Origin of the sequence: Treponema ruminis (genome assembly GCF_014201975.1) — a bacterium.
Lineage (GTDB): Bacteria > Spirochaetota > Spirochaetia > Treponematales > Treponemataceae > Treponema_D > Treponema_D ruminis.
The window spans coordinates 198,524-223,194 of record NZ_JACHFQ010000006.1 but is presented as its reverse complement, the minus strand read 5'-3'; the positions used below and the strand labels follow the sequence as shown (position 1 = coordinate 223,194).

General features: G+C 40.8%; 27 protein-coding genes and 2 tRNA genes. 12 read left to right on the top strand and 17 right to left on the bottom strand.

Annotated features, from left to right (window positions below):
- Positions 1 to 22: 22 nt before the first annotated feature.
- The 8 genes from HNP76_RS10825 to HNP76_RS10790 form a co-directional block, all read right to left on the bottom strand.
- The gene (locus tag HNP76_RS10825) at positions 23 to 346 is read right to left on the bottom strand and encodes a cyclic-phosphate processing receiver domain-containing protein (RefSeq protein WP_184660370.1); all 324 of its coding nucleotides are present in this window, start codon (positions 344 to 346) and stop codon (positions 23 to 25) included.
- Between the two features lie 2 nt (positions 347 to 348).
- Complete coding sequence (locus HNP76_RS14380) at positions 349 to 717, bottom strand: RtcB family protein (protein WP_184660368.1); 369 nt, start codon at positions 715 to 717, stop codon at positions 349 to 351.
- A 153-nt stretch (positions 718 to 870) separates the two neighbouring features.
- A tRNA-Met gene (locus tag HNP76_RS10815) sits at positions 871 to 944 on the bottom strand.
- A gap of 7 nt (positions 945 to 951) precedes the next feature.
- A tRNA-Phe gene (locus HNP76_RS10810) sits at positions 952 to 1,023 on the bottom strand.
- A gap of 102 nt (positions 1,024 to 1,125) precedes the next feature.
- A complete protein-coding gene (locus tag HNP76_RS10805; protein ID WP_184660366.1) occupies positions 1,126 to 1,401 on the bottom strand; it encodes a helix-turn-helix transcriptional regulator in 276 nt (91 codons plus the stop codon).
- 45 nt (positions 1,402 to 1,446) lie between these two features.
- Positions 1,447 to 1,620 (bottom strand): hypothetical protein, encoded by a 174-nt coding sequence (locus tag HNP76_RS10800; protein WP_184660364.1) that lies wholly within the window; start codon positions 1,618 to 1,620, stop codon positions 1,447 to 1,449.
- A 458-nt stretch (positions 1,621 to 2,078) separates the two neighbouring features.
- Entirely contained in the window at positions 2,079 to 4,313 is a 2,235-nt protein-coding gene (locus tag HNP76_RS10795) for an ATP-binding protein (RefSeq protein WP_184660361.1), read from the bottom strand.
- Between the two features lie 73 nt (positions 4,314 to 4,386).
- Positions 4,387 to 5,283, bottom strand: coding sequence for a hypothetical protein (locus HNP76_RS10790; RefSeq protein WP_184660359.1), 897 nt, complete (start codon positions 5,281 to 5,283; stop codon positions 4,387 to 4,389).
- Between the two features lie 121 nt (positions 5,284 to 5,404).
- Here HNP76_RS10790 and HNP76_RS10785 point away from each other — a divergent pair, with 121 nt between their 5' ends.
- The 3 genes from HNP76_RS10785 (at position 5,405) to HNP76_RS10775 (ending at position 7,721) form a co-directional block, all read left to right on the top strand.
- Positions 5,405 to 6,220, top strand: a complete 816-nt coding sequence (locus HNP76_RS10785; protein ID WP_184660357.1) for a hypothetical protein — start codon at positions 5,405 to 5,407, stop codon at positions 6,218 to 6,220.
- An 89-nt stretch (positions 6,221 to 6,309) separates the two neighbouring features.
- A complete protein-coding gene (locus tag HNP76_RS10780) occupies positions 6,310 to 6,564 on the top strand; it encodes a helix-turn-helix transcriptional regulator (RefSeq protein WP_184660355.1) in 255 nt (84 codons plus the stop codon).
- 26 nt (positions 6,565 to 6,590) lie between these two features.
- Positions 6,591 to 7,721 carry an AAA family ATPase gene (locus HNP76_RS10775; protein ID WP_184660353.1) on the top strand — a complete coding sequence of 377 codons (1,131 nt, stop codon included), beginning with the start codon at positions 6,591 to 6,593 and terminating at the stop codon, positions 7,719 to 7,721.
- A 36-nt stretch (positions 7,722 to 7,757) separates the two neighbouring features.
- Here the strand turns inward: HNP76_RS10775 and HNP76_RS10770 are convergent, their stop codons facing one another.
- A complete protein-coding gene (locus HNP76_RS10770; RefSeq protein WP_184660350.1) occupies positions 7,758 to 8,177 on the bottom strand; it encodes a hypothetical protein in 420 nt (139 codons plus the stop codon).
- A 555-nt stretch (positions 8,178 to 8,732) separates the two neighbouring features.
- Between HNP76_RS10770 and HNP76_RS10765 the strand changes: the two genes are divergently transcribed.
- From HNP76_RS10765 to HNP76_RS10750, 4 genes are read left to right on the top strand one after another with little or no spacing between them, the layout of a single operon-like run.
- Positions 8,733 to 9,368 (top strand): metallophosphoesterase, encoded by a 636-nt coding sequence (locus tag HNP76_RS10765; RefSeq protein WP_184660348.1) that lies wholly within the window; start codon positions 8,733 to 8,735, stop codon positions 9,366 to 9,368.
- 5 nt (positions 9,369 to 9,373) lie between these two features.
- Positions 9,374 to 10,201 carry a metallophosphoesterase gene (locus HNP76_RS10760; RefSeq protein ID WP_184660346.1) on the top strand — a complete coding sequence of 276 codons (828 nt, stop codon included), beginning with the start codon at positions 9,374 to 9,376 and terminating at the stop codon, positions 10,199 to 10,201.
- A gap of 33 nt (positions 10,202 to 10,234) precedes the next feature.
- Positions 10,235 to 10,423 carry a hypothetical protein gene (locus HNP76_RS10755; protein ID WP_184660344.1) on the top strand — a complete coding sequence of 63 codons (189 nt, stop codon included), beginning with the start codon at positions 10,235 to 10,237 and terminating at the stop codon, positions 10,421 to 10,423.
- A 56-nt stretch (positions 10,424 to 10,479) separates the two neighbouring features.
- Positions 10,480 to 11,565, top strand: a complete 1,086-nt coding sequence (locus tag HNP76_RS10750; protein WP_184660342.1) for a hypothetical protein — start codon at positions 10,480 to 10,482, stop codon at positions 11,563 to 11,565.
- 115 nt (positions 11,566 to 11,680) lie between these two features.
- Here the strand turns inward: HNP76_RS10750 and HNP76_RS10745 are convergent, their stop codons facing one another.
- The 4 genes from HNP76_RS10745 to HNP76_RS10730 all read right to left on the bottom strand — a co-directional run bounded on the left by HNP76_RS10745 (position 11,681) and on the right by HNP76_RS10730 (position 15,353).
- Positions 11,681 to 11,887, bottom strand: a complete 207-nt coding sequence (locus HNP76_RS10745; protein ID WP_184660340.1) for a hypothetical protein — start codon at positions 11,885 to 11,887, stop codon at positions 11,681 to 11,683.
- A complete protein-coding gene (locus HNP76_RS10740) occupies positions 11,884 to 13,248 on the bottom strand; it encodes a Y-family DNA polymerase (RefSeq protein ID WP_184660338.1) in 1,365 nt (454 codons plus the stop codon). Before HNP76_RS10740 ends, HNP76_RS10745 begins: the two co-directional genes overlap by 4 nt.
- A 75-nt stretch (positions 13,249 to 13,323) precedes the next feature.
- Positions 13,324 to 14,178, bottom strand: a complete 855-nt coding sequence (locus HNP76_RS10735; protein ID WP_184660336.1) for an SMP-30/gluconolactonase/LRE family protein — start codon at positions 14,176 to 14,178, stop codon at positions 13,324 to 13,326.
- A 65-nt stretch (positions 14,179 to 14,243) separates the two neighbouring features.
- Positions 14,244 to 15,353, bottom strand: a complete 1,110-nt coding sequence (locus tag HNP76_RS10730) for a site-specific integrase (RefSeq protein WP_184660334.1) — start codon at positions 15,351 to 15,353, stop codon at positions 14,244 to 14,246.
- 140 nt (positions 15,354 to 15,493) lie between these two features.
- On the opposite strand from HNP76_RS10730, the gene HNP76_RS10725 reads away from it, so the two are divergent.
- Complete coding sequence (locus tag HNP76_RS10725; RefSeq protein ID WP_184660332.1) at positions 15,494 to 16,879, top strand: AAA family ATPase; 1,386 nt, start codon at positions 15,494 to 15,496, stop codon at positions 16,877 to 16,879.
- 34 nt (positions 16,880 to 16,913) lie between these two features.
- Here the strand turns inward: HNP76_RS10725 and HNP76_RS10720 are convergent, their stop codons facing one another.
- Genes HNP76_RS10720 through HNP76_RS10705 form a run of 4 tightly spaced genes read right to left on the bottom strand, consistent with a single transcriptional unit; the run spans position 16,914 to position 19,789 of the window.
- The gene (locus HNP76_RS10720; RefSeq protein ID WP_206173291.1) at positions 16,914 to 17,273 is read right to left on the bottom strand and encodes an arsenate reductase family protein; all 360 of its coding nucleotides are present in this window, start codon (positions 17,271 to 17,273) and stop codon (positions 16,914 to 16,916) included.
- A 39-nt stretch (positions 17,274 to 17,312) separates the two neighbouring features.
- The gene (locus HNP76_RS10715) at positions 17,313 to 17,873 is read right to left on the bottom strand and encodes a M48 family metallopeptidase (RefSeq protein WP_184660328.1); all 561 of its coding nucleotides are present in this window, start codon (positions 17,871 to 17,873) and stop codon (positions 17,313 to 17,315) included.
- A gap of 8 nt (positions 17,874 to 17,881) precedes the next feature.
- Entirely contained in the window at positions 17,882 to 18,808 is a 927-nt protein-coding gene (locus tag HNP76_RS10710; RefSeq protein ID WP_246462722.1) for a hypothetical protein, read from the bottom strand.
- Between the two features lie 6 nt (positions 18,809 to 18,814).
- Positions 18,815 to 19,789 carry a P1 family peptidase gene (locus HNP76_RS10705; protein WP_184660327.1) on the bottom strand — a complete coding sequence of 325 codons (975 nt, stop codon included), beginning with the start codon at positions 19,787 to 19,789 and terminating at the stop codon, positions 18,815 to 18,817.
- A 174-nt stretch (positions 19,790 to 19,963) separates the two neighbouring features.
- Between HNP76_RS10705 and HNP76_RS10700 the strand changes: the two genes are divergently transcribed.
- From HNP76_RS10700 to HNP76_RS10685, 4 genes are read left to right on the top strand one after another with little or no spacing between them, the layout of a single operon-like run.
- Complete coding sequence (locus HNP76_RS10700) at positions 19,964 to 20,308, top strand: metal-sensing transcriptional repressor (RefSeq protein ID WP_184660325.1); 345 nt, start codon at positions 19,964 to 19,966, stop codon at positions 20,306 to 20,308.
- A 9-nt stretch (positions 20,309 to 20,317) separates the two neighbouring features.
- On the top strand, positions 20,318 to 22,885 hold the full coding sequence (locus tag HNP76_RS10695) for a heavy metal translocating P-type ATPase (protein WP_184660323.1): 2,568 nt from the start codon (positions 20,318 to 20,320) through the stop codon (positions 22,883 to 22,885).
- Between the two features lie 20 nt (positions 22,886 to 22,905).
- Positions 22,906 to 24,174: an urease accessory protein UreH domain-containing protein gene (locus HNP76_RS10690; RefSeq protein ID WP_184660321.1), complete on the top strand. Its 1,269-nt coding sequence runs from the start codon at positions 22,906 to 22,908 to the stop codon at positions 24,172 to 24,174.
- Between the two features lie 8 nt (positions 24,175 to 24,182).
- Positions 24,183 to 24,644, top strand: a complete 462-nt coding sequence (locus HNP76_RS10685; RefSeq protein WP_184660320.1) for a Fe-S-containing protein — start codon at positions 24,183 to 24,185, stop codon at positions 24,642 to 24,644.
- The last annotated feature ends 27 nt before the right edge of the window (positions 24,645 to 24,671 follow it).

Sequence of the window (24,671 nt, the reverse complement as noted above, 5' to 3'; positions counted from 1 at the left end):
TTTTCTATCATTTTTGATATTTTTAACTGTTATTGCTCAAATAGAACCGATGCCAGTTTTTCATCAGACTTCGGATATTATCTTTACCAACCACATTTGAGCTCTGAATATCATACTGAGGAATATCAAGATTATGCTGCTGACAATAATTTACCAGATAACGAGCGCAATCAAGCCCTGACTTTTCAGTTCCCAAGTCATGGTCAAAGCAGACAATATCCGGTAAACCATTGTTTTCAAGATGAGAACAAAAATCCTCGTATGATTTTACCCAGATGACCTCATACTCTTCCGTCAGATAATCTTTCGGATTTCTAAAATCATCCAGCCACAACAACTTCTTCATAGTTACTCCGCAGCCTTAAAATTGAAAATCGGTTTGATGATGTTTTCAATCTCTGCACTTGGTTCAATATTTGCAACAATCTCGCTCATATCCTTATAAGCCATAGGAGCTTCATCAATCGTATCTTTGCAGACAGTTGAAGACCATACCCCCTTCATGGAATCTTCGAAGTCTTCCATCTTTAGCTTATAGCGTGCTTCCTTACGGCCCATAACACGTCCGGCATCTGCATGAACGTCAGGCATCATACGAATTTTACTGTCGGCTGCATAAGGCTGGTCGCAAAGACGTTCAATCTGAGCACGTCCGCTTTCTTCAAGGTTGTCAGTAAAAACCTTTGCAGTGTTGTACTTTCCCTTTACTTCTAACATATAATATTTTTCCTTTCCCCGTCGTGTAACAGCTTCAATCTAATCATAATGAACTATCATTTTATGATACTGTTCCATTTTTTCTTTCGTCTGGACTCGGACCAAAACTAAAAGCACCAAAAGCTTCTGTGCTACCAATTACACTACGAAAGATGGGTAAATGTGGACTTGAACCACAGACCTTTCGGATATGAGCCGAATGCTCTAACCAGCTAAGCTATTTACCCGAGATTGCGCGGAAGGATGGACTCGAACCATCTAAACTGGATTTTCATTCCAGTGCTTTACCTGTTAGGCTACTTCCACATTTTAAGTAGTGAACGGGACTTGAACCCGCACCAACCATCTTCGGCTTATAAGACCGCTGCTCTTACTAACTGAGCTAAAGGGCAATAATTACTTTTTAATTCAGGCTGATTTAACCTCTTGAATATCGCATTCAACTTCAATAACATCACGGACAATGAAATCATCCACAGTGACACCGTATACATCAGCAATAACAATCATGTTATCGATAGTTGGGAGATACTTACCTTTCTCCCAAGCGTATACAGCTTCTGGACTTGAGAAATTGAAAATATTTTGGATTTCACGAACCGAATAACCTGCACGGATTCGGTATTCTTTGATTCTTGCAGCCGTAGCTGCTACGTTGATTACTGGCTTATTAATTTTACACATCCGTTTCTCCTTAGTTCTGGGAGCCAACGCATGTGTAAAAAAGTTTTAAGCGTTGGTCTTCCCTTCAAAATCTTCAAAAGTAGCCTGGCACATAAAGCCAAACCCGTTAAACATTTCCTGTATCTGTCCCTGAAGCATAAAGAGCCCCTGAGGGAGTCCGAGCGGAAGCTGAGGCAGTTGTAATGTTTGCAATTTGAATGTATTAGAAACTGCTTTCATCTCAGTTCCTCCTTCTTAAAATACGTCTGGTCAAGGCACGCTACGCTCAAGGCCTTGACTCAGCCGTTTCTCAGGGTGATAAAAATTATCACCCATTCGATACAAGGTGCTCAACGAGCACTACTTCTAAGTTTTACGTAAAAGAAACGCTTTGCTTGAAGTGATAATTAAAATATACAGCTAAAAAATAGCTTTGTCATTCAAGTATTTCTTGAATTTGATTCATACCTGAATGACTGTAGTCTATCAAAGTCAAATGCAATAATCACGGAAATTTTAGTGCGAAAATTATTCACTGTCATTAAAGCGCTGGTTGAATTAAACTATGGTCCTTCGAAAGTAATGAAATCCCAATCTGGTTGTCGTTTAATCATTAAAAGAAGACGATCGGCTTCCACAGATAAATAAATTCATTTGTTCCTCCATACTTTATGATAGACTTTGATATATTAGTATAATCAACATCCGCAAAACCCAATCGCTTTTTTATTTTCCCAGCTTCGTTTTTTACCTTTCACAAGTTTTATCAGCTCGTTACAGATAAGCTCTGGATTGACTTCATCCGGATCCGTGAAACGCATGCGCCCGAAAAGCGAACCGAAATCTCCGGGCGTAACATCTCCTGCATCGTAAATTTTATTTATTTGCCGCTCAGTAAATTCAAACTTCTCAAAATAGCTTTTGCATAAGAGAGAAATGCCTTCCTTATCCAAAGGCTCAAAACCAATCTTCATATGGAATCTACGGTCTGTTGCAGAATCAAGATTGTCAGGAAGATTTGTATTGCAGAATAAAATTCCCGGGAAACGTTCCATCTGCACAAGAAATTCATTCACCTTTGAATCATTATGCCGGTTTATATTATCGCCCCTTGAATGTAGGAAAGAATCGGCTTCATCAATTAAAAGAATTGAGTTGCTTTCTGCAGCTTCTTCAAATGCCTGCTTTATATTCTTTTCTGTTTCACCGACATACATTCCCAAAATATCAGAAGCCCGAACAATCTTTAACGGTTTATCCAGTAGTTTTGCGGTGTTTTCTACAAAGGCAGTTTTTCCAGTTCCTGAGGCGCCGTAATTTAATATGCGGATGCCGGATTCACTGTTATACTCATCAGACTGCCATTTTTCTGCATTCTGCAGGGCCTTTACGATATTTTCTACAGGTTCCGTTGTTTTTAGTGCATCAAGGGAATAATGAGAATTCTTCCGGATATTCTTTTTGTTATCTGAAGACTGAAATTTCGCTTCAATCAATTGCTTTACTTCATACTCAGAAGAATCCTTGAGAATGGAAACAAGGTTAGCGATATCATTCCATTTTTCTGGTGAGATCTGCAGGTGCTTACATTCCTTCGCTGTTGATTCAATGAGGTTTTGATCAAATTTTTTGCTGGTTAGGAATTGTTTTAACTGTTCTTCATATTCTTTTTGAGACGGATTTTTCAAATCCCAGTTGTAGACGATTTTCAATTCTTTATTTAGAGATTTTGACTCATCAGAATCTAAAGAATCAGTAAGTAAGAATACCGGTGTATGAATATATTGGAATAACTCATATGGAATTTTACCGGCGGACTCTTTTTCCTTTTTAGAAGACGATGTATATATTTTTATTGTATTGTGATTGTCTGTGTTTTCCTGAAGAAAGTTCGAAAGAATGCTTTTTCCCAATAACAAGACTCCATTATTATCCTGAAGTTGACTTGAAACTGCAATCAGAAAGAAAACCAGATCATTTTTATCGAAACCTGTCGTTTCACTGAATATTTCGAGGGTAAAGATATTGTTACAGTGATTACTGTAACTTAGAAAATTTTTTGAACGGAATTCATCAGCATTTGAAACGGTAATATAACATCCTTTTTTAGTTCTTTTGCATTTTGAAATGATTTTATCAGTTATATGAATGTGCTCAAAGTTTTCCGTAGCAATCGAATCCATTGAGTAACAGTCAGAATACTCTTGTGAGTAAAGAAAACTTAATTTGAACGGATATGCATTCCCTGAAAAATAAGAATAAACATAATCGGACACATCCCAGTCATCTGAAAAAAGACCGAGATTTATAAGGCGCTTGTTCATTTGATTGACAATGGATTCGCTTAGAGTTTCTATATCTGGAAAGAATCTGGAGCAGATTTTAATTTTGTTTTCGACAGGCAAAGGCTCCGGCAAAAACCAGATATTCTTATGACCAAAAAGATTAAGAAGCAAAAATGTGGTCTCATACTCATTTAAATTGAAGGTATTTGTAAAGTTTACCATAAAGGAAGAGTTTTTTATGGTAATAAGAGGATTTTCATGATTAAAGATGTTTTCCAGCTTCTTGTTACAAGCATAATATAAAAGCCCAAAGTAAAGAGCCGGTCTGTTTTTCTGGCTGCTGCAAAAAGAGCGAACAATTTCCTCAAACTCATAACTGTTATCTCTCCTGGTAAATTTTTCAAATTTTCTTGGTTCTTTCTCTTTTACAACATCAATATACAGTGAACCAACTCTTTTGAATTCTTCTTCGGTAAAAACCTGTTTCATAAGCCTTTCATCATATTCATGCCCGCCAAGATTCAACTGCTGACAAACCATACAATACATATAGGAAACTAATGAGTTATCTGCAAAATCAAATTCAGGTACAATCTTCCCGGTAACGGAATCTGAATTGTTTGTAGTTATGTTTTTCAGGATATTCATATCAGCTCCTTGTAAAAAAACAAGTGTGATTACAAAAAGAACGCAATCACACTGTTTTCGTCAGAAATTATGCTTATTTTTCAGTGATAATTAGTTCTGAAACCTTATAGTCGTTACCAAAATCAGAGAACTTCACAGAACGTATGGTTCCGACTACTTCAACTTTGGTATCTTCTTTTAACTCGATGTAAGAATCATTATTGCTCAGAACAGAGAAGAAATGTGCATTAAGGTTGTTATCAAAGAAAGAAAATTTAAGCTCATAGGCAAAACCTGGAACCTTGCTTTCATCTATGCCCCAGAAATTATAACTTCCTGAAATTGGGAGACCTTCGATAGAATGCTCGTTATACCATTTTTTTGCCTTTAATTTATTTCCAGCTGTTTTGGATACATCATAGTAACAAGGCAGTAGCGTAAGCAATTCAGCATCAGCTTTTGAAAAGTCTTCATCAGAAGTTTTTTTACAAAGAGATATGATCTCATCGGTATACCATTTTGCAATTTCATCAAAATATTTTGCGCTCATGTCATGGATCTCGCCAGTTGCCGAACCATTAACATCACTACCATAGGAAGTCAGTTCTTCGACTTTTGAAATAAATCCATTATCAGTTTTTGCAATTGTGACAGTCGAATCCTGACAAGAGAATCCAATCGCGATTTTAGAAATGGCTTTCATTCTAAGAGAATAGGAATCATTAAGCAGATCAATTGACTTTATTTCTACAATGACGTTCTTAACTTTTTTATCAAGATCTTCCGGCTGTACTTGGGTAAGCAGATAAAATCCGCCGCGAAGAGTTTTCCCTTCCGGGATTGTCCCCTCTACTCCGTTGACTGCAGATTTATCCATTTTTTTAGAAACTTTATTAATGCCACTAAACAAGCTGGATGAAGGATTTGATTTTGCAAAAAGACTGCTTGCAAATACAGCCAAACTAAGGGAAATGAGAACGATTTTTTTCATATTTTTCTCCTGAAAAGAAATGTGTACAGCCGTTGCTGTGATAAGTACCAATTTAAGGTGAAAAATGAAAATTGTAATTAAAGTGATAGTTGAATAAATAAAAGCATGGTACAATAAGAATATGAGTTTTGCAGATAAAGCAGTTAAAGTAGTATTAGAGCAGCTGAAAAAAGAAGGAAAAGAATATGTATTCAATGTAAGTGCCTGCAATACAGGAAAATATAAAAGTACTGTTGCAGACTATGAAATGATGGAGAAAAACAGTGCTTTTCCTATTCCAGAAGAGATATTAGATCTGAATACAGTTCCTGGTATAATTGGTGCATTAAAAAATTATTATATTGAACACTATTATAGCTTAGATAACACTTTTAATCTTTTAGTTGCAGAAAACGACCGACACTACGGGTATAGAGATGATTTAGAAGAAGAAGATGCATACCAGGACGAAGATGAAGAAGAGGAAGATGAAAGTGATCCCTTCTTGCTTTATGGTATGTGTGCAGATTTACCAGGTTCATTTCTCACTGAAAAAAAATCAAAAGAAGAGATAATAAAAACATTTGATGAAGATTTGCAGAATTATTTAAAAGCCCCCGAAAAAACAGTAAGTGATTTTGTAATAAAAAAGAAAAATGAGTTGAAGCTAAAAGCGGCAGAGATTTATAAGCCAGCTTTGATGACCAGGCAAAACTATTCTAAAATAGTAACAAATTTTACAAAACATCCAAAATTTGAGGCTTGTATTCAATTAGCATTTGGCTTGAAGCTAGACTTGGCCGATACTACAGAATTATTACGTCGTGCAGGAAAGGCTTTCTCAGATAAATCATATGATAGAATTATTATGTATTTTATAGAAAACGGACGATATGATATGTTCGAACTAAATAAGGCTCTTGATAAAATGGGAGAAGAACCTATCGGAAGTTTCTAAATACATAAAATGTCTCCACAGAAGATACCTTTAAACTCACACTAGATTCTACACTTACCTCATAAACTAAGAAAACGGAGGTAAGTACTATGAACCGCTACATTGAAGAAAACAAGATTGTTATTCACCCCATTATTAATCTGGTTAAAACAGGCCAAAACATTAAAAACATGCGGGAAGAAAAAGGCATGTCTGTACAAAAACTGGCAAACTTTATGGAGCTTGAAGCAGTTCAGGCTGTTTATAACTGGCAAACCGGCAAAACCCTACCTTCAATTGAAAATCTCAAAATTCTAAGTGAACTGTTCAACAAACCAATGGATGAGATTTTGATTTTCGAATAAGAATCGGTTAGTGGAGGAAAATAATAATGGAACATTCATCAAAGAAATCAAAAAAAATTGCAGAAAACGAAAAAAGCCTTATTACTGGTGTAAGTGAAACAGAATCCAACGAAGACAGCTTGCTTGATGAGAGCTTAATTGAGTCATACTTGGATATGTATAATGATGATTTACGAAAACAAATACAAAAAGTATTCACTAAACTGACAGGCTCACCTAAATATATACTTGCTGATCAAGAAAAAATTGAAAAGATTAAAGCGCTTGAAAAGATTTATCCAAACATGAAGGATGTAATCGACTATATAGTGTTAAACTGTAAAGCTTCAGCGCTAAGATGCAATCAGGATATTTCCTTTCGGCCAATTATTCTTGTAGGTGGTCCAGGCTGTGGTAAAACCGCTTTCTGCTCTGATTTAAGCCAGATAGTAATGGGAAAACCTCCGATTAAAATTGACCTTGGAAACAATGTTGCAAATTTCTCGCTTTCAGGAAGCGCACCTGAATTTAAACAGGCCAGACACGGATTAATTATCGAATCAATGTTTTCAAATGGGGACCACCATCCTTTGAAAAATCCTATCATTCAATTTGATGAGCTGGATAAAATCAAGAAAGAAGACACATTCAGTATAGAAAGCATTTTTTATTCCATTTTGGAAAAATGCAATTCCAAAAGATTCTTTGATAATTACATAGGAATGAACATTGATGCTTCTGGTATCAACTATATCTTTACTGCAAATTCTCTTGATAATATTTCAGGTCCGATAATAAACAGACTTAAAATTTTCAAAATTGCTGATTATACACATGAACAATTAAAAGACTGTGTCATCAACAATTTTTACGAAAACTGGCTTGAAAATAACAAAATGAAAAGAGAATATCTACCGGCTTCTCTTTCTGATGAAATCAAGGAAAGGATTCTACGTTACAGTAACGATGACCCGCGAAGCATTGAAGACTCGATCATTAGAGTCCTTAATGAAACGCTTTCTTTCGAGACAGATTCAGATCATCCTGTAGCACTCTTTTCTCCGGAAGAACTAGAAATGGGATGGGAAAAATTTTGCGGTAAAAGGAAAGAGCTCCCTAAGAAAAAACAAGAATTCTATGACCCTGTGGTTTTTCTAGAACAATATGAAGCATCCTAGTCGTTTTTTTCTGGAGCAGATTTTCACTCATCTTGATTAATCTTCATCCTCAAAGTTTCGGTAATCCAGCTTTTTTCGGTCAGTACGTTTTTTTACCGGCTTGCCACCAGAACTTTTTCCGCGTAAATCACCGTTAGTCAGAACAGAAATAGATTTCTCGCTGGACTGACGGCGCTTTTTGGCATCACTTTCCAGAAGTTTCCATGATTCTTCCCTCTTTATGAGGATATCATTTGCGCTGTTAAGATGAAGTGCGAATTTGAGCTGATTATTTTCTGCTAAATATTCAATGCAGACTTCCAGGTCTTTGAGGCAGATTCCGGCCTTGTTCTTTCCCTGGATTTTTGCATTTTCACGAACTTTCTTTGCGAGTAAAGCTTCTGTTATCAGAGACTTTTCTTTGAGCTGCTCAAGAGCTGTAGCTATTTCTTTCTGTATTGGTGTTAGAACATTCATCTAAAAGAGTTCTCCATAAAAAATCTACGTTATTTGCTAGTTATGGGGGTATATTTTTACATTTTGACAAATTTAACCCCGTTAAATAACTTTTAACACTTCTTTTCAGATATTACACTTTGTCAATTTTCTTTATTTTTGGCTAGTGGCTAAAATTTTCTAACCACTTGACAAATCGCCTTGTTCTGGTATATTTAAAGAGCCTTGAATGGTCATTTGATTCGGCAAGAAGAGCCGTCTAGTATTTGCCCATTCAAGGCTTTTTCTTTTATTCTGGTAAACGATATTGTATAAATCCCCGGTTTTGTAGCAGACAAGAAGCTTTGCTTTCATAGTTAAAAAACATTAAATTTTTACTTTAATGAAATTGATTTAATACCATGATACAGTTTTTATATTGGGCGTAGAGATGGCACGAGTTGTATCCTGCCCATTTGGGGCTAAGAAGGCAGCTCCCACCTGAGCGTATATTTCGAGAAACTCAGGCGTGTAGCCATAAAGGGCGTTCACCGCCTTTATGGTTTCTGTTTTCTTCCCCTTTTTTTCGAGGTAAAAATGATTAAACAAATCACAAAGGAAGATTTCTTTTCAGGTTATTCTCTTGAGCAGACATTTCTGACAAGCGATTTGCATCTTTATCATACGAACATAATTAAATACTGCAGCCGTCCTTTTGAGTTTTCGCCCAAAGGCTGCGCTGAAATGAACGAGTTTTTTCTCAAGAAGTTTGATGAGCTTCCGGAAGACTGTCTGATTTGGAATTTCGGGGATGTATTCTTGAATTTACATCTTGAGAACTCAAGGATAATGAATGATATAATGCGCATGAAAAAGAACAGAAAGATGTGCCTGATTCTCGGAAACCATGATTTTATGGCGCGTAAGAAGCCGTTTCCGAATTATATCGAATACTTCAGGTTCCTCGGTTTTGATGAAGTCTACAAAGGTCCGCTTCAGTTTGGAAATTACATTCTCTCGCACGAGCCAGTGTTTATCAAAAAGGAAAGCAGTTTGATTAACATTCACGGCCATACTCATGAAAAAACTGTGACCGAAGATTATTTTCTGAGCGAATACAACAAATCTTATCCAAAGAAGAAAGTAAATTCTGCCCGGTACATCAATATTTGCATGGACGCAAATAACTTTCAGCTTCTTGAAGCAAAAAAAGTTTTTAATCAGGAAGGATAGCGGTTATGACACTTTACCTGACAAGCGACCTGCATGTTGATCACTACGCAGAAAACAGAACGGAAATCTCTTATTTTATCGAACGCTACCTTCCCTCTTCCGACGTGCTTTGCGTGGCCGGAGACACCGCCGATAATCCCAAGATTTTTGTTGATTTTTATAGGCTTGCCTCGCAAAAATACAGGCAGATATTCGTCACATTCGGAAATCATGATTTGACCGTCAGGCACGATGATTATTTTATGCAGAATCCTTTTACCGAAACAGACAAAAAACTTTCCTGGATAAAGGAAAAACTGTCTGAGCTTCCGAATGTCACCCTGCTTGACGGCACGACGGCAAAAATCGGAAAGCTCACAATCGGCGGCTGCATGGGATTCAATGATTTTTCAGTCGGTTCAAGAACATGGCCGCATCCAAAGGAATGGCTTCTGAATCAATGGCAGCACTGGTACGACAATGTTCACTGGCGGTATATGGACAATAATCCCGGAGCAATCCTGAAAGATGAGTTGCGTAAACTTCGGAATGTGATTTCTCAAAAGCCTGACATCGTTATGACCCATTTTATTCCGACGGCATTTGGAATTCCACGAAAATACGAGGATGAGTATTCAAACGCGTTTTTCTATTTCAATGCTGATGAATATCTGGCAAAAATGAAGAACAAATCAGTCTGGCTTGCAGGTCATACTCATGACACAGGGAAAAAAGTTCTTTCTGCCGGAAGAAATAAAATCACCCTGCTGCTGAATCCTGTCGGTTACCCCATGGAAACAAAAGGCAGGTATTCCCTGAAAGACAGGGCGACAGCTGCAATGATAAAACTGTAAATTGAACTTGATACGCAAAAAGGAGGTATTGATATGATAATTGGATTAATTTGTCTGCTTTTAGTAATCGCAGCGAAGGTTCTTTTTCTGGCAATATTATTCGCCCTTTTCGGGAAAATTATAATTATAGCACTTGGCGTATTATTTACGGCAGTAATCGTTGTCACACTTATCTATGACAGCCAGCTTACTAAACAATGGGAAAATGGAGACCATAAATGAAGTGTGGAAGCAAAAATGTAAACTAACCGAATCATATTATTAAGAAGGAAATAACCATGGCAAAAATTCTTTCCGTACCTGATATCCATGGAACCCACTTCTGGGAATCCGTAAAGTCTCATTCTTCCGAAGAATACGATTACATCGTCTTTCACGGTGACTATTTTGATGCCGAGGAAAACGAATGGCCTGACCAGGGCGACAATTTCAAGTCAATCTGCGATTTCGTCCGCGAGGACACTGAACACAGGAAGCTGCTGATTGGAAACCACGACTGGTCGTATCTTTCACAGTCACGGGAAGGTCAGAACTGCTCCGGTCATCAGACCGGCAGAATCGGCAGAGAAGGAAAAATCACCACGATAAGGGAACTGCTGCTCGGAGCAAAGGACATTCTTCAGCTTGCTTTTGAATGTGACGGCTGGGTGTTCAGTCACGCGGGATTTTCCGAGACGGCCGTTCGTTACATGAAAAGTGTCATGCGTGATATTTATGGAAGCGATGACTACTCCATTGATTTACTGAACTCAACTTTCAGTAAGCGGATGGAAGAATATGACATTCCTGACAATACAAAGTGGATTCCATTTGACGAAAAGCTCGACTGGGACGGCTGCTTCAGCGGAAGCGGCAACGAACCATCTCAGTTCTGCCTGTGGATTCGCCCGGAAGCCCTGCTTGATGATTTGTATTACGAAAAGCAGGTTGTCGGTCACAGCGAAATCTGCCTCTATGACAAAATATACCTGCGCCAGAAGGATAAGAAAGTCATTTTCATAGATTCTCCCCAGCACGAGCTTTACGGAATCTTTGACACAAGAAAGGAAAATCCGTTTATGACATTGCAGGAATACTTCAAGGCACGGAAGAAGACGATGAAAATCATCAACGACATCAGCAGCCAGCTGATTTACCACAGGGACATGGAAGGATTCATCAGAAAGTCACTTAGCGAGCATTTTCCTGAGGATGTCGCCGCCAAGATTCTGAGAATCAGATTCAAGGAATATTTAAATCCAGATTACATTTCAGCAATGAACAACTTATGGGAAATGCAGAAAGCAGCGCACCAAAGCGGAGCTGACAAAATGACTCTGGAAGAAATCAACGCCGAGATTGCTGCATACAGGCGCGGAGTATAAAGGCCAGAACAACATTTCCTATATCTAATTTATATTGCGAAATATTATGTTCCGTTGTCGTAGATGCCCTCAAAGCAGTAGAAGAGGCTCTTGTTCTAAGGGGCCTTTTTGTACGCTAAATGCTGTCCTCTAATTTTGCGGTCTTTTGCTCTTGTCTTTTTTCTGCTTCGAGTCTTGCCTTTTCTATCAGCTCTTCATAGCCTCTGAGTGCGGCAAACGGCATGAAAATTTTGGCACGACTTGACAATGGCATTTTTGCTCTGGTCGTTGAACCTTTGTATTCGTAGTCAATTATGTCATCATAATTCTTTTTTATCGTCATGCCCTGTGCCCTCCAATCTGTTCATTCCGCTGTCGCAGGGTAGCACCTTCCTCATAATCACTGGCTTTTAAAATCGCATTCTTTCCAAACTTGCTCTGGATTTTGAGCATCGTATCTTGAAGAGACATTTCTCGTTTCTGTGCATTTACATCCGTGAACAAATCAATCTGTTCTTCTTTTTGTGAAATTACATTATCAGCACTTATGTTAATCCGTCGTATAAAAAGATTTTTGTCGGTCACACGGTCAAAAACTGAAAGCATGCCTTCGCTTATTTTCTGCAAAGATGCGGTCGCTGGGGTAATTCTAATTGAACCGTGAGTGGCTTTTGGTGCAGGGCGTCCGTAAAAATCCATCTCAACTGCACCATGATAATCATCAGTTATTGAAATACGGTCGTATGAAATGTAAAGTCCAAAAAGGTCAGAAGCCAGTTGTTCTGATTTTAAGTTTTGAGCCAAGACCTCAGCCATTTCACGCACGACAATCCGAGCTTTTTCATTGGTGTACGGTTCTTGCAGGACTTGTCCTTCGCTTATGCTTTTATTAGAAGTCTTGTAGTCCTTTATATGTTTTATGGTGCAAGGCTCTAATCCCCATGCGTGGTCAATTAAAATCTCCGCATCAATGCCGAACATTTTATAGAGAACGTCTTCATTCCGTAAAGATTGACGGACAATATCCCCCATTGTGTAAAGTCCGAGCTTTGAAAGTCGGTTCGCAGTTCCGTTTCCTATTCTCCAGAAGTCTGTTATCGGAGTATGATTCCAGAGCTGCTGTCTGTACTCTTTTACAGAGAGACTTGCAATTCGAACTCCATCCTCGTCAGCTTCAACGTGCTTTGCAACAATGTCCATAGCAATTTTACATAAAAAAAGATTTGGTGCGATTCCAGCTGTAGCAGTTATTCCAGTCTGGCTCAAAATGTCTTTTATTACTTTCCGGACTAAGGATTGTGCATCAATACTATAAAGTGTGAGGTATGAAGTCGCATCAATAAAAACCTCATCAATGCTGTATACATGAATGTCGTCTGGACTGAAGTATTTGAGGTAAATGCCGTAAATGCGGGCTGAGTATTCAAGATACAGAGCCATGCGGGGCTTAGCAATAATGTAATCAAGCTCTTTTCCTGTGCGAGCTTTTACTTCCTTTGCTTTCTGGACGACTTCAAACAGTCGGCTTCTACCAGAAAGTCCGTAAGCCTTCAAAGCAGGTGTTACGGCCAGACAAATTGTCTTTTCTGTTCTGGACTCATCAGCAACGACAAGTTTTGTGGTCAAAGGGTCGAGTCCTCGCTCAACGCACTCAACGGAGGCGTAGAAAGATTTGAGGTCGATTGCGAGGTATGTCTTCTCCATTTATTTTATTTTAGCATAAAAGCAGTAATTTGACGACACGGTTCCAGCCAGGACAAAGAGTTTTCAAGCCAATGTTTAGGCTTTTACATAATCACACTGGCAGCCTTTTGTATCAAGCTTGCAGGTAAAGAGACAGCCGTCATGTTCGCCGGTCTGTCCCTGGCCGGAAGTCGTGATAAAAAGAGTGTCCAGATTGTCGCCCATAAAGCAGCAGGATGTAACGTTCTGTGCATCTACATTGACTCTTGCCAGCAGGCTTCCGTCCTTTGAGCTCCTGCATTCAATTCTTCTTCCGCCCCAGATTGCAACCCAGAGATTATCTTCGGAGTCGATGCACATTCCGTCAGAAACGCCGTTTTCCACCTTGAATAAAACTTTTCGGTTTGAAATTTCACCGGTGGCCAGGTCGTAATCATATGAGAAAACTGCGTATTGCAGGGAATCTGAAAAATAAAACTTTTTGCGGTCGCTGCTCCAGGCCATTCCGTTAGAGATTTTTGTATCAGCCTGCTTGCAGCTTACTTTTCCCTTGTCCAGACAGAAAAGATTTCCGCTTGCCTGATGATTATCGTCATTTACAGAAGAACCGAACCAGAGCCGGCCAGCAGGATCTGCCTTTGCATCATTTGAACGCTGGTAGGCCTCATAATATTCAGAAAGATTTTTTATGAGCGAAGCTTTTTCGCCGTCAAGAAGATAAATGCCGTCACTTCCTGCAACAAGATAGCTTCCTTCTTTTTCAGAAGGAACTGCTGCCCCAATCGGCTTGTCAAAAGTAAAAGACTTCTTTACACCATCAGGCCCCTGTGTAAAAAGTCTGCCTTTTGAAATATCAACCCAGGAAAGAGTCTTCGTGCGTGAATCATAAAAGGGCGACTCTCCAAGCTGGTATTTTTCTGTGGAATAAACTTCTGCAGTGTAGGTTTTCATAAATCCTCCTAAATTGTTACACTTTCATTTTCCATTTTGCAATGCTCCCCTGCTCCAATTTTCCTTTATTCTTTTACCTCTATTCCCATATTTTGCAGGTATCTTCTGGTTGTATTAAGAGTCGTATGTTTTAAAAGCTTTTGAATTTTTTTCAAATCATGAGTTTTTTCATATATTTTTCGAATGGCGAGCCAGCGGAAATTTTTTAAAGCATAGTGGGCTGAAATTTTCTTTTCATTGTAGAGGGCCTTTATTTTTTTTACGATGGCATTATCGATTGAATGTAAATTTATCTCGTGGTTTGAATAATACAATTCTCCATAGCCAGGACCGTCGGCAGCATTCTCCGGGGCTTCTGATATAATATCATTCAGCCAGAAGTCAAATAATAAATCGTTATACCAGGCCGGATGGGTTAAATATTCATAATACCCGGCTCGTCCATAATGAGATGTGTCAGGAATTTCAGAATCAGAAACTATTACCCTTGAGTCTTCGTGTTCAGGTACATTAGACCATAAATCTTCCTTTGTATAACAGAAAGCGGCTGTAATCGGATTTGCAGAATTCTCGTTTTCAATTACATATTCCGTGTAGCCAAAACTTAAATCATAAAGATCGGTCAGGTTATAGCCTTTTTCGACTGTAATTGCAAAAACTACGGCCTGGTTTCGGGGTAATGCGGAAAGAATTGTCTGGATGTCTTCTTCACTTGGAAGTATGTCCTCTGACTTAGAATTATAATCGATTTTTCCAAGTTCTATTTTTTCAAAGGGGTTCTTAACAACTTTCAGCTGATTTTCTTGCTTGAGGAATTTATAAAACTGATTGATTCTTGATAATTCAACCCTGACAGAACTGAAGGATTTTCCGGCTCCATATTCGGCACTGATGAAATCTCTTATGTCTTTTTGTGTAATTGAAAAAAAGTCGAAATTTTTCTCCCTGCCGTATTCAATGAACTGTCGGATTGCCGTCTCCGTAACCTTTTTATAAGTGTCTTTTACTGAATCTAAAAAGAGCAGGACAAGTTGGTCTGTTGAAAGAGACTTTTTCTCAACCGAAAGGGTGTTTTTCAGGATAAGCCAAAAATCATCTTTTTCACTATCTGACAATTCGAGCAGGGCCGGAAAGTTTTTACGGATTTCCTGTGAGATTTGAAAAAAATCAATCATGCCTAAAGAATATATTAATTATAAAACAAAATCAATATACCACGTTAATTTAAAAAGCCTTGACAAATGAAAAATGTGCCCCTATACTAAATCAAAATAACGCTGAATATCGTATCACAAAATAAAGAAGGAGGCCTTTTATGCTTGATACTGTTGAGGTTAAGGAATTTCAGGATGATTACTGTTTGATAACAATTAAATATAATACCGGAGCTTATATTGATTATAAAATTGACATTGAGACTTTAAAAAATGAAGATGAAGATGCTCCAGGCCGCGCTATTCATGCAGCAATATCTCTGGGAAAGCAAGTTTTTGATTTTCACAGAGAGGATGGATTTACTGAAGAACTGGATTATCGCTCTCTTATTATGACACTTGCAAAAGTCCTGGATAATTACAGTGAATTATATATGCAGGAAGAAGCAGAAGAAGAGGAAGCGTCATCTGATTTGGACGAGTCTGATGAATTTGACAATTTGGAATACCTGAATCACCTGGGAGAACTTACAAAAGAGCAGAATAAAGAGCCTCCTTTGTTTGATGAAGAAAAGTTCAGGCGTTTATATCCCTCTCTGGATGAGAAAAAAGAAAATGATTTAAAAATACAGAAAATTCATGATGCACTTTCCGGCTCCCCTGAATATAAGGAATATACTGAGGAATATATTGACGGGATGCAGAAAATCTTTGACATGTACCCGAATTTTAAGGAATATTCAGACATCTTCATTCCGCCAAAAGAACTTCTAGGCATCAGGACTGACAGGGTAATACGAATGGATAATATCCTTATCGTCGGAAAACCTTCCTGCGGAAAATCGTCCTTTGTTAACAGAATTTGCGAAATATATAAAAATTTCTACCGGATAAGTCTTGGAAATGGATCCGTAAATTTTACTTTGATGGGCGATGATAAAGGTTATGATAAAAGTGATTGCGGTGATATCTTGCGCTCAATGTTTAAAAAGGATGATGCTCCGATTGCAAATCCTCTGGTTATTCTGGATGAAATTGACAAGGTCAGCTATTCGAGCGGACTGGCTTCTGATTTTTCAGGAACATTTTCGATCTTGCTTGAAAAGAATAATGCCAAATACTTTTCTGACAATTTTTTTAAGGTCGAGGTAGATGCTTCCAACATAAATTATATTGCCATTGCCAATGATATTTCCGGGATTCCAGAGCATGTATTGAGCCGCTTCCCGATAAAGATTTTTGTCCGTGATTATACAGAGGAAGAAATAGAAACTATAGTATTGGACAATCAATACAGGGAATGGATTGATAAAAATAAGATTTGCGTCAATGCCGTGCCCCCTGTGATACCTAAGAAAACCAGAAAACTGATTTTCGAGTGCAGTCATGGGCATCCCAGGGAAGTTCCTGCCGTGTTAACAAGAATCGCAGTAAAATCCATAAAAAATTCCTTTGCTTCTTTCAGACTGCCGGAAAAAGCAGCGAATGAAATGCGCCGTTTGTTTGATTCCGGAAATCAGTCTAAAAGCAGGAAAATCGGATTTTAATATGCGGCTATGAGGATTGTAATCGTCTCGCCCCTTACTTCCAGCCTTCCCAGGTTTTCTGGGCGAGACCGACTGTTGCCGCATTCTTTCCGTTCCGGCAGACCGGCTGCTTCATCAGTTTGAGCTGATTTTCAAAGAGTTTATCGGCTTTTTCGCTGTCATCAAGATAAGCAATGCTCGCGTAATCCTTTGATTTTTTGTCAGTCATTTCTTCGATGGCGTCGGCCCTGCTTCCGAGCGTGCGGGCAAGCGAATCCAAAACGCTGTCGAACTCACCCCGGCTCATTTCCTTTTCTTTTAAGTCCACAAACTGAACCGGAATCCGGCGCTCTGCAAACCATCTCTGAGCTGTCTTTACATCAAAGCTTTTCAAAGTTCCAAAAATCTGAATCATCATTCTGCCCTATCAATAAAAATTTTACTTTCTTCTATTTTAACATGATACCCGCTTCAAATAAACTCCCCCGTTCTCTTTCAGCCACTTGTCGCATCTTTTGTAATCAGGAAAGACACGTTCGATTTCAGCGTAAAATTCTTTCGAGTGATTCATGTGACGGCGGTGACAGAGTTCATGAACGACGACACTGTCCAGAATTTCTTCCGGCATAATGACAAGCAGGCAGTTAAAATTCAGATTTCCCTTTGACGAGCAGCTTCCCCAGCGGGAACTTTGCAGCCTTATGGCAATTTTTCCGTAAGTGACTCCAATCTTTTTCGCCCAGAAGTCTACCCTCTCAGGAATTATCTTCCGTGCCTTTTTTCTAATTTCCTTTATTTCATCAGCAGAAAGAAGACCTAGAGAGGCCGCTTTTTCCTCTTCCTGATTCTGTTTTTCCAGATGCTTTTTAATCCAGTCCTTTTTTGAAAGAAGAAATTCCTGCACCTTGCCTTCACTGATTCCATATGGAGCCTTAACGAGAACCCGGTTTTCACCAAGAAGACTGACTGAAATTGACCGCCGCCTGGATTTTTGAATGATGTAAGTAATTTCCATGCTTGCCCCTAAAACAAATCCAGCATTGAATCCAGATAAATCGCCTCGCGGACTTCAAGCTGATGATCCGGCTTCGTCATATAATATAGAAGAAACTCTAACACTATGGCAGAACCAAGCCCGCGACCTTCAATCTTGAAGTTGGAAAATCCCATCGGAAGATATGTCTTTTGAATATCCTGAATGCCGATAAAGCCCGGATTTTTCATGGCAAGGGAAAATCGGTAGCCTCCGGCCGCATCCGCTGAAGCGCACTTGTGGTCCGCAACATCCTGACCGAGATTTTTTCGGCTGACATTTTCATAGCAGGCCTTTCGTTCCTTGCAGCCGAAATTACAGCACTCGTTACAGAGGAATTCTACCTTATCTTTTTGACTCTGGTTGAGAGCAGAAAGCCTTTCAAAAGATTTATTGAGGCGGAAATCAGGCACTACATATTCGAATTCCGGCCGATTCAGTTCCCTTTCAAAGTCGTCGAAATTTGTAAGCACCTTAGTCGTAGAAGAAACAAGATAAAATTCCGGGAATTTCGCTTTTAAATAAGTGAGCAGCAAATCTGAATGAAGGATTACCCCGCTCTTTTCCTTGGCTCCCGAAAAAAGCCGGCAAAGTTCATTGCACTTTTTGTCTGCCAGATGCTCTTCCTGCAAAAGAGAATTGCTGAAGGTCAGCCGGGCGGAAATTCCGTATTCATTCATAAGAGAAAGGACGTTCTTTGCATCAGCTTCTCCAAATCCTGCCCTGCCCCCGCCCCACAGACAGTCCATGGGCGCTCCATAAATCGAGGCGATGTCACACCATTCGTAAAACCAGTCGCGGTGATTGCGCCACAAAGGAAGAAAGACCTTGTAGAGTTCGTAAAATTCAAAGAGACCGGGAAGATGATAGCGTGCGCCAGGAACCTGAGTCGGACTTTTACTTTTCATTGCTGCCATGCCCGCCTAACGACAGAATTTCAAGAATTCTTCATCGCTGATTTTTGAGTTTACAATGGCATTTTCTATTGCCTGAGCCATTACTTCTGCCGCAAGACTTCCGACGGCATTTATATCAGCCTTGATCGTACCTGTGCTTGCCGCGTAAATCGTGTCACCGTCCGCCATTGTTGCGACCGGACGGATGCAGCGTGAATAGGCAGTTCGCGTCATCGAAGCAATTTTTGTCAGCTCAGCCTTTGAAAATTCAGCATTTGTGATTACGGCTCCGATTGTCGTGTTTCCAGTAAACATGTCGCGCGGAGTCAGATTTTCACAGAGGGCTTCAAGGCAGTCCTCATAATTTTTCCGGTCAAGCGAATGTAAGCCGGCGATTTTCTTTCCCTGTGGCGAATAAATATCTCCCAAAGCATTTACGCAGACCGCCACCGCAATAAAAAGCCCGCCAGTCTTTATCGCATGAATTCCAAATCCTGATTTGTCGCCCCTGGCCGTTCCCCGGATTTTTCCTACCGTAGCCCCGATTCCACAGCCGACATTCCCCTGCAAGTCGCTCGTTTCCTTAAGCGCTGAAAGGCAGGCCTCATAGCCCATTTTTGCATCCGGCCGGACATCAGGTTTTCCGTAATTCAAGTCAAAAATATCAGACTGGCAGACAAGAGGCACAAGAGAAAATCCTGTATCATAGCCGATTTTCTTTTCTTCAAGGCATTTCATTACACCATCGGAAGCCGCAAGTCCATACGCAGAACCGCCGCCCAGCACAATAGCATTGATTCGATTTTCCGCCGTCAAAGGAAGGGTAAGCGGAGTTTCCCGGGAAGCAGGTCCTCCCCCGCTGATGTCACAGCCGGCAAGAGCTCCCTTTGGAAAATAAATCACAGTAAGACCAGTTTTAGCGTCAAAGTCACTCTGGTGGCCAATATTGAAGTCAGAGATTTCTTTTATCGAGCAAGAATTTTTATTAACAAAACTTTCCATATTATATGCCCCATTATCACTCGAATCATGACAAAATACAAGGTTTATCCGGTACATGGTCTTCCGGCTCGGAAAGGAAAGGGGCGTATTAGTTAGCAGCCTATTGACATATACCCCCAGAGGGTATATACTCCTGTCAATTGATACCCCCAAGGGGTATGCTACGGAGGAATTATGGCTCACGATTGCTGCAACACAGAAATAAATGAAGAATCAACCGGCGAATGCCCGTACTGTTCAGGCAAACATAAAGACCGCGAAGACAGCGAAAAAAAGGACCTGATGAACCGGCTCAAGCGGATTGAAGGTCAGGTGCGCGGTGTTGAAGGAATGCTCGAAAGCGGCGCTTACTGCACTGACATTCTCATGCAGGTTTCGGCAATTTCATGCGCCCTCAACAGCTTCAACAAGGTTCTTCTCGGAAACCACGTCAAAACCTGCGTTGCCGAAAACATCCGCTCAGGAAACGATGAAGTTATCGATGAACTCGTAACGACTCTGCAAAAACTGATGAAGTAAGGAGCTGGAATGGAACAATTTAATGTAACTGGAATGAGCTGTGCCGCCTGCCAGACCCGCGTTGAAAAGGCCGTGAGCGCAGTTGAAGGCGTAAAAAGCTGTGCTGTAAGCCTTCTCACAAATTCAATGGGAGTGGAAGGCTCTGCATCTTCCGAAGAAATTATAAAGGCAGTCGAGGCGGCGGGCTACGGTGCAAGCCTTAAGCAGAACGGCAAAAAATCTGCACAGCCCGACTATTCTGATTCGCTCAAAGACACCGAAACTCCCAAGATGAAAAGGCGGCTCATTGCATCGGTGATTCTTTTAGTTCCGCTCATGTATGTTTCGATGGGGCACATGCTGTGGAACTGGCCTCTCCCGCCTTTCCTGGACGGAAATCATGTTGCGATGGGATTGTATGAGCTTTTGATTTCAGCCCTCGTCATGGTTATAAATCAGAAATTCTTCGTCAGCGGATTTAAGGGACTTGTTCACCGCTCTCCCAACATGGACAGCCTCATTGCCCTTGGAGCCACGGCGGCTTTCGGATACAGCGTCTTTGCCCTTTTTGCAATGACAGGAGCAGTCGTCCGTTCTGATGAAAAGCAGATCATGTACTACATGAATCAGTTCTATTTTGAGTCCGCCGCAACGATTCTCACTTTGATTACCGTGGGAAAGATGCTTGAGGCAAAGTCCAAGGGAAAAACGACAAACGCCCTTAAAGCCCTGATGAAGCTTGCACCAGAAACTGCGGTTATTCTTGTCGACGGCAAAGAAAAGACAGTTTCCATTGAAGAAGTCAAAGCCGGCGATTTGTTCGTCGTGCGCCCAGGCGATAAGATTCCTGTAGACGGAATTGTAAGCGAAGGTCAGAGCGCGGTAAACGAAGCTGCCCTCACAGGCGAAAGTATTCCTGTTGAAAAGGTCCCCGGAGACAAGGTGACTTCTGCTACAATCAACACATCAGGCTACATGGTCTGCCGTGCGACCCGTGTTGGTGAAGACACTACCCTTTCTGAAATCATCCGCATGGTAAGCGATGCGGCCGCAACCAAGGCTCCGATTGCAAAAATAGCCGACAAAGTTTCGGGCGTATTCGTCCCGGTGGTGATTGCGATTGCCGTCGTGACTTTTGCGGCATGGCTTTTGGCAGGACAGTCTTTCGGCTATGCAATTGCCCGCGCGGTTTCAGTTCTTGTAATCAGCTGCCCGTGCGCGCTCGGTCTTGCAACCCCGGTCGCAATCATGGTCGGAAACGGAATCGGCGCCAAGTCAGGAATCCTTTTCAAAACCTCGGCTTCACTTGAAGAAGCTGGCCGAATCCAGATTGTTGCCCTCGATAAAACAGGAACAATCACAAGCGGCGCCATGAAAGTAACGGACATTCTTCCGGCTAAAGGCGTTGAAGAAGCGGAATTGATTTCCCTTGCATCTTCCCTCGAAGCAAAAAGCGAGCATCCGATTTCAAAGGCGATTGTTGAGTACGGAAAAGAAAAATCTGCAAGCCTTTCTGACACAAGTGATTTTGAAATAGTTTCCGGTCGTGGACTGAAAGCCCGAATCAATGGCGAAGAAATTTACGGTGGAAATGCCATATATATAGAAGAAAATGCACAAGCCGACATTTCTTCTATGAAAAAGAATCTTGACGAACTTTCCTCACAGGGAAAAACGCCGGTTCTTTTTGCAAAAGAAAACAAGTTTCTCGGAATCATCGCGGTGGCAGACACAATCAAGGAAGATTCCCCGACTGCCATCGCCCAGCTTAAAAAAATGGGGCTCCATGTCGTAATGCTCACTGGCGACAACGAAACGACCGCCCGCACAATCGGAAGGCAGGCAGGAGTAGATGAAGTAATCGCTTCGGTAAAGCCTGACGGAAAGGAAGAAGTAATCCGCCGCCTCAAAAAGAGCGGAAAAGTAATGATGGTCGGAGACGGAATCAACGACGCCCCTGCCCTCACATCCGCAGATTTAGGAATTGCAATCGGAGCCGGAACAGACGTTGCAATCGACGCGGCAGATGTAGTCCTAATGAAAAACAGCCTGCTCGATGTAGCCGCCGCAATCAGAATCAGCCGGGCAACACTGCGCAACATCCACGAAAACCTCTTCTGGGCATTCTTCTACAATGTAATCGGAATCCCTCTGGCGGCAGGATGTTATGTTGCGGCATTCGGCTGGAGCTTAAACCCCATGTTCGGAGCGGCCGCAATGGGACTTTCAAGCTTCTGCGTTGTGACAAACGCATTGAGGCTCAACTTCGTAAAGCCATTCGAAGCCAAGAAAGATAAATCAGTGAAAAATCCCGTAAAGGGAAATCTTATAAAAAACGAGGCGGTTGCGGAACTTGCAGAAGAGTCCGAAAACACACTCGAGGAGAACAAATCTATGAAAATTTCTGTAAAAGGCATGATGTGCGGTCATTGCGAAATGCACGTTAAAAAGGCTCTTGAAGCAATCGACGGAATTACAGGCGCAACAGCTTCACACGAAAGCAGCACCGTAATAATCGAAACTTCAAAAGAAGTCAGCGAAGAGGCAATCAAGGCCGCCGTAACTGAAGCCGGCTACGAATACTGCGGAAAGTGCTAAATAAAACAGAAGAAAGACGCATGAACAAGACTTACTATGCAAAGATTGAAGGAATTTACTGCGACCACTGCAGAAGGACAATTTCTTCTTTCATAAAAAAGGCAGACTCAGACGCCGCCGTAAAAATTTCGGGCAATATTGCAAAAATAAAATCTTCGGTGCTGAATGAATCTGCCATAGTTCAGGCTGTTGAAAAAGCCGGCTACCAAACAAAGGAAGCATGGATTTTTCAAAACTTCAACAAGTGGAAGGCTTTTCAAATTCTTGAAATCCTGTCCATCGCATTTGTAATTCTTGCACTTCGCTTTCTTCTCAAAAAACTCATAGGCTACGACATTCTGAACGTAATTCCTGTGATAGACAGTAAAGCATCGCTCCCGGCACTTTTTATTGCAGGGTTTCTGACAAGCTTTCACTGCATTGGAATGTGCGGAGCAATAAACATCGCCGTGTCAAAAAGCGGAAGGACTTCCCTTTTATACAACACAGGCCGTTTGCTCTGCTACACTCTTGTCGGAGGAATTGCAGGTGCCCTGGGAAAAACTCTTGCCGTAAACCAGACCGTTTTGGGCTTTCTGGTGCTTTTACTCAGCTTCTTCATGCTTGCATTCGGTCTTTCAATGGCAGGAATATTTTCTATACCGCTCAAGCACTTGCCGCACGGATTCCAAAAACTCAGGACATCAAGCGCATTTGCTGCGGGATTTCTGAACGGCTTTATGCCTTGCACTCCGCTTGTCACAATGCAGCTCTATGCGGTCTCTACGGCAAGCTTTGTGCAGGGGGCGCTTTCAATGCTGATGTTCGGTTTTGGAACTCTTCCCATGATGGCAGGTCTTGCAATGTTCCAGAATCTTTTTGCAAGAAAACGGATTTTCTTTCAAAAGATTCTTGCCGCATTCGTAATTCTTTTGGGCTTTGCAATGACTTTGAGGGGGCTTACCGGACTTGGCTTTGTGTCTCAAAGTTCAGCTCACCAGCTTAAAAACTGGAAAGTCGCAGAGATAAGCGAAGACGGCAAATCGCAGAAAATAGAGATTCAGCTTTCCTATGACGGATATGAAAACTTTGCCGTAAAAAAGGGCATTCCTGTTGAGTTTGTGATAAACGCGGAAGAAGACTATATCACAGGCTGCAACAACCGCGTCATCAGCAGGGATTTCAATTTTGACACGACATTAACCGCGGGAAGAAATAATATCAATTTCCTTCCGCAAAAAAAGGGCACCTACATTTACAGCTGCTGGATGTATATGCTCAAAAATAAAATCTATGTTTACGAGGATTAATAATTAATATGAAAAGATTTTTTTCAACTGTATTTGCAGTATTTGTTCTCTCGACCGCTTTGGCAAGTGCAAAAACACCTCTCTTCCTGAATCCACAAGCCGAAAACGGAATGATTTCAATTAAAAAATCAGACCTTTCAAAAGATGCCGCTTTTGTAAATTACAAGGCTGGCGGCATCACCGTTCAGCTGATTGCTGTAATTGCCGATGACGGAAACTACCGTCTTTCTTTCAACACATGCCAGAGCTGCAATCCTTCTCCAAAGGCATTTTTCGTACAGCAGGGAAGAAAACTCGTCTGCCAGAACTGCGGGAATCAGTTTACCATGAACGATGTTGGCAAAAGTTCTTACGGCTGCAACCCGGCACAAATTCCTTTTACGCAAACAGACAATGAATTTTTGGTTTCAACTGCGGTATTGGAAAAAGCAGCTCCGGCATTCAAACGCTGGCAGGGCAGAACCAATTAATGCTTTGGGCGTGCCGGCTACGAATAC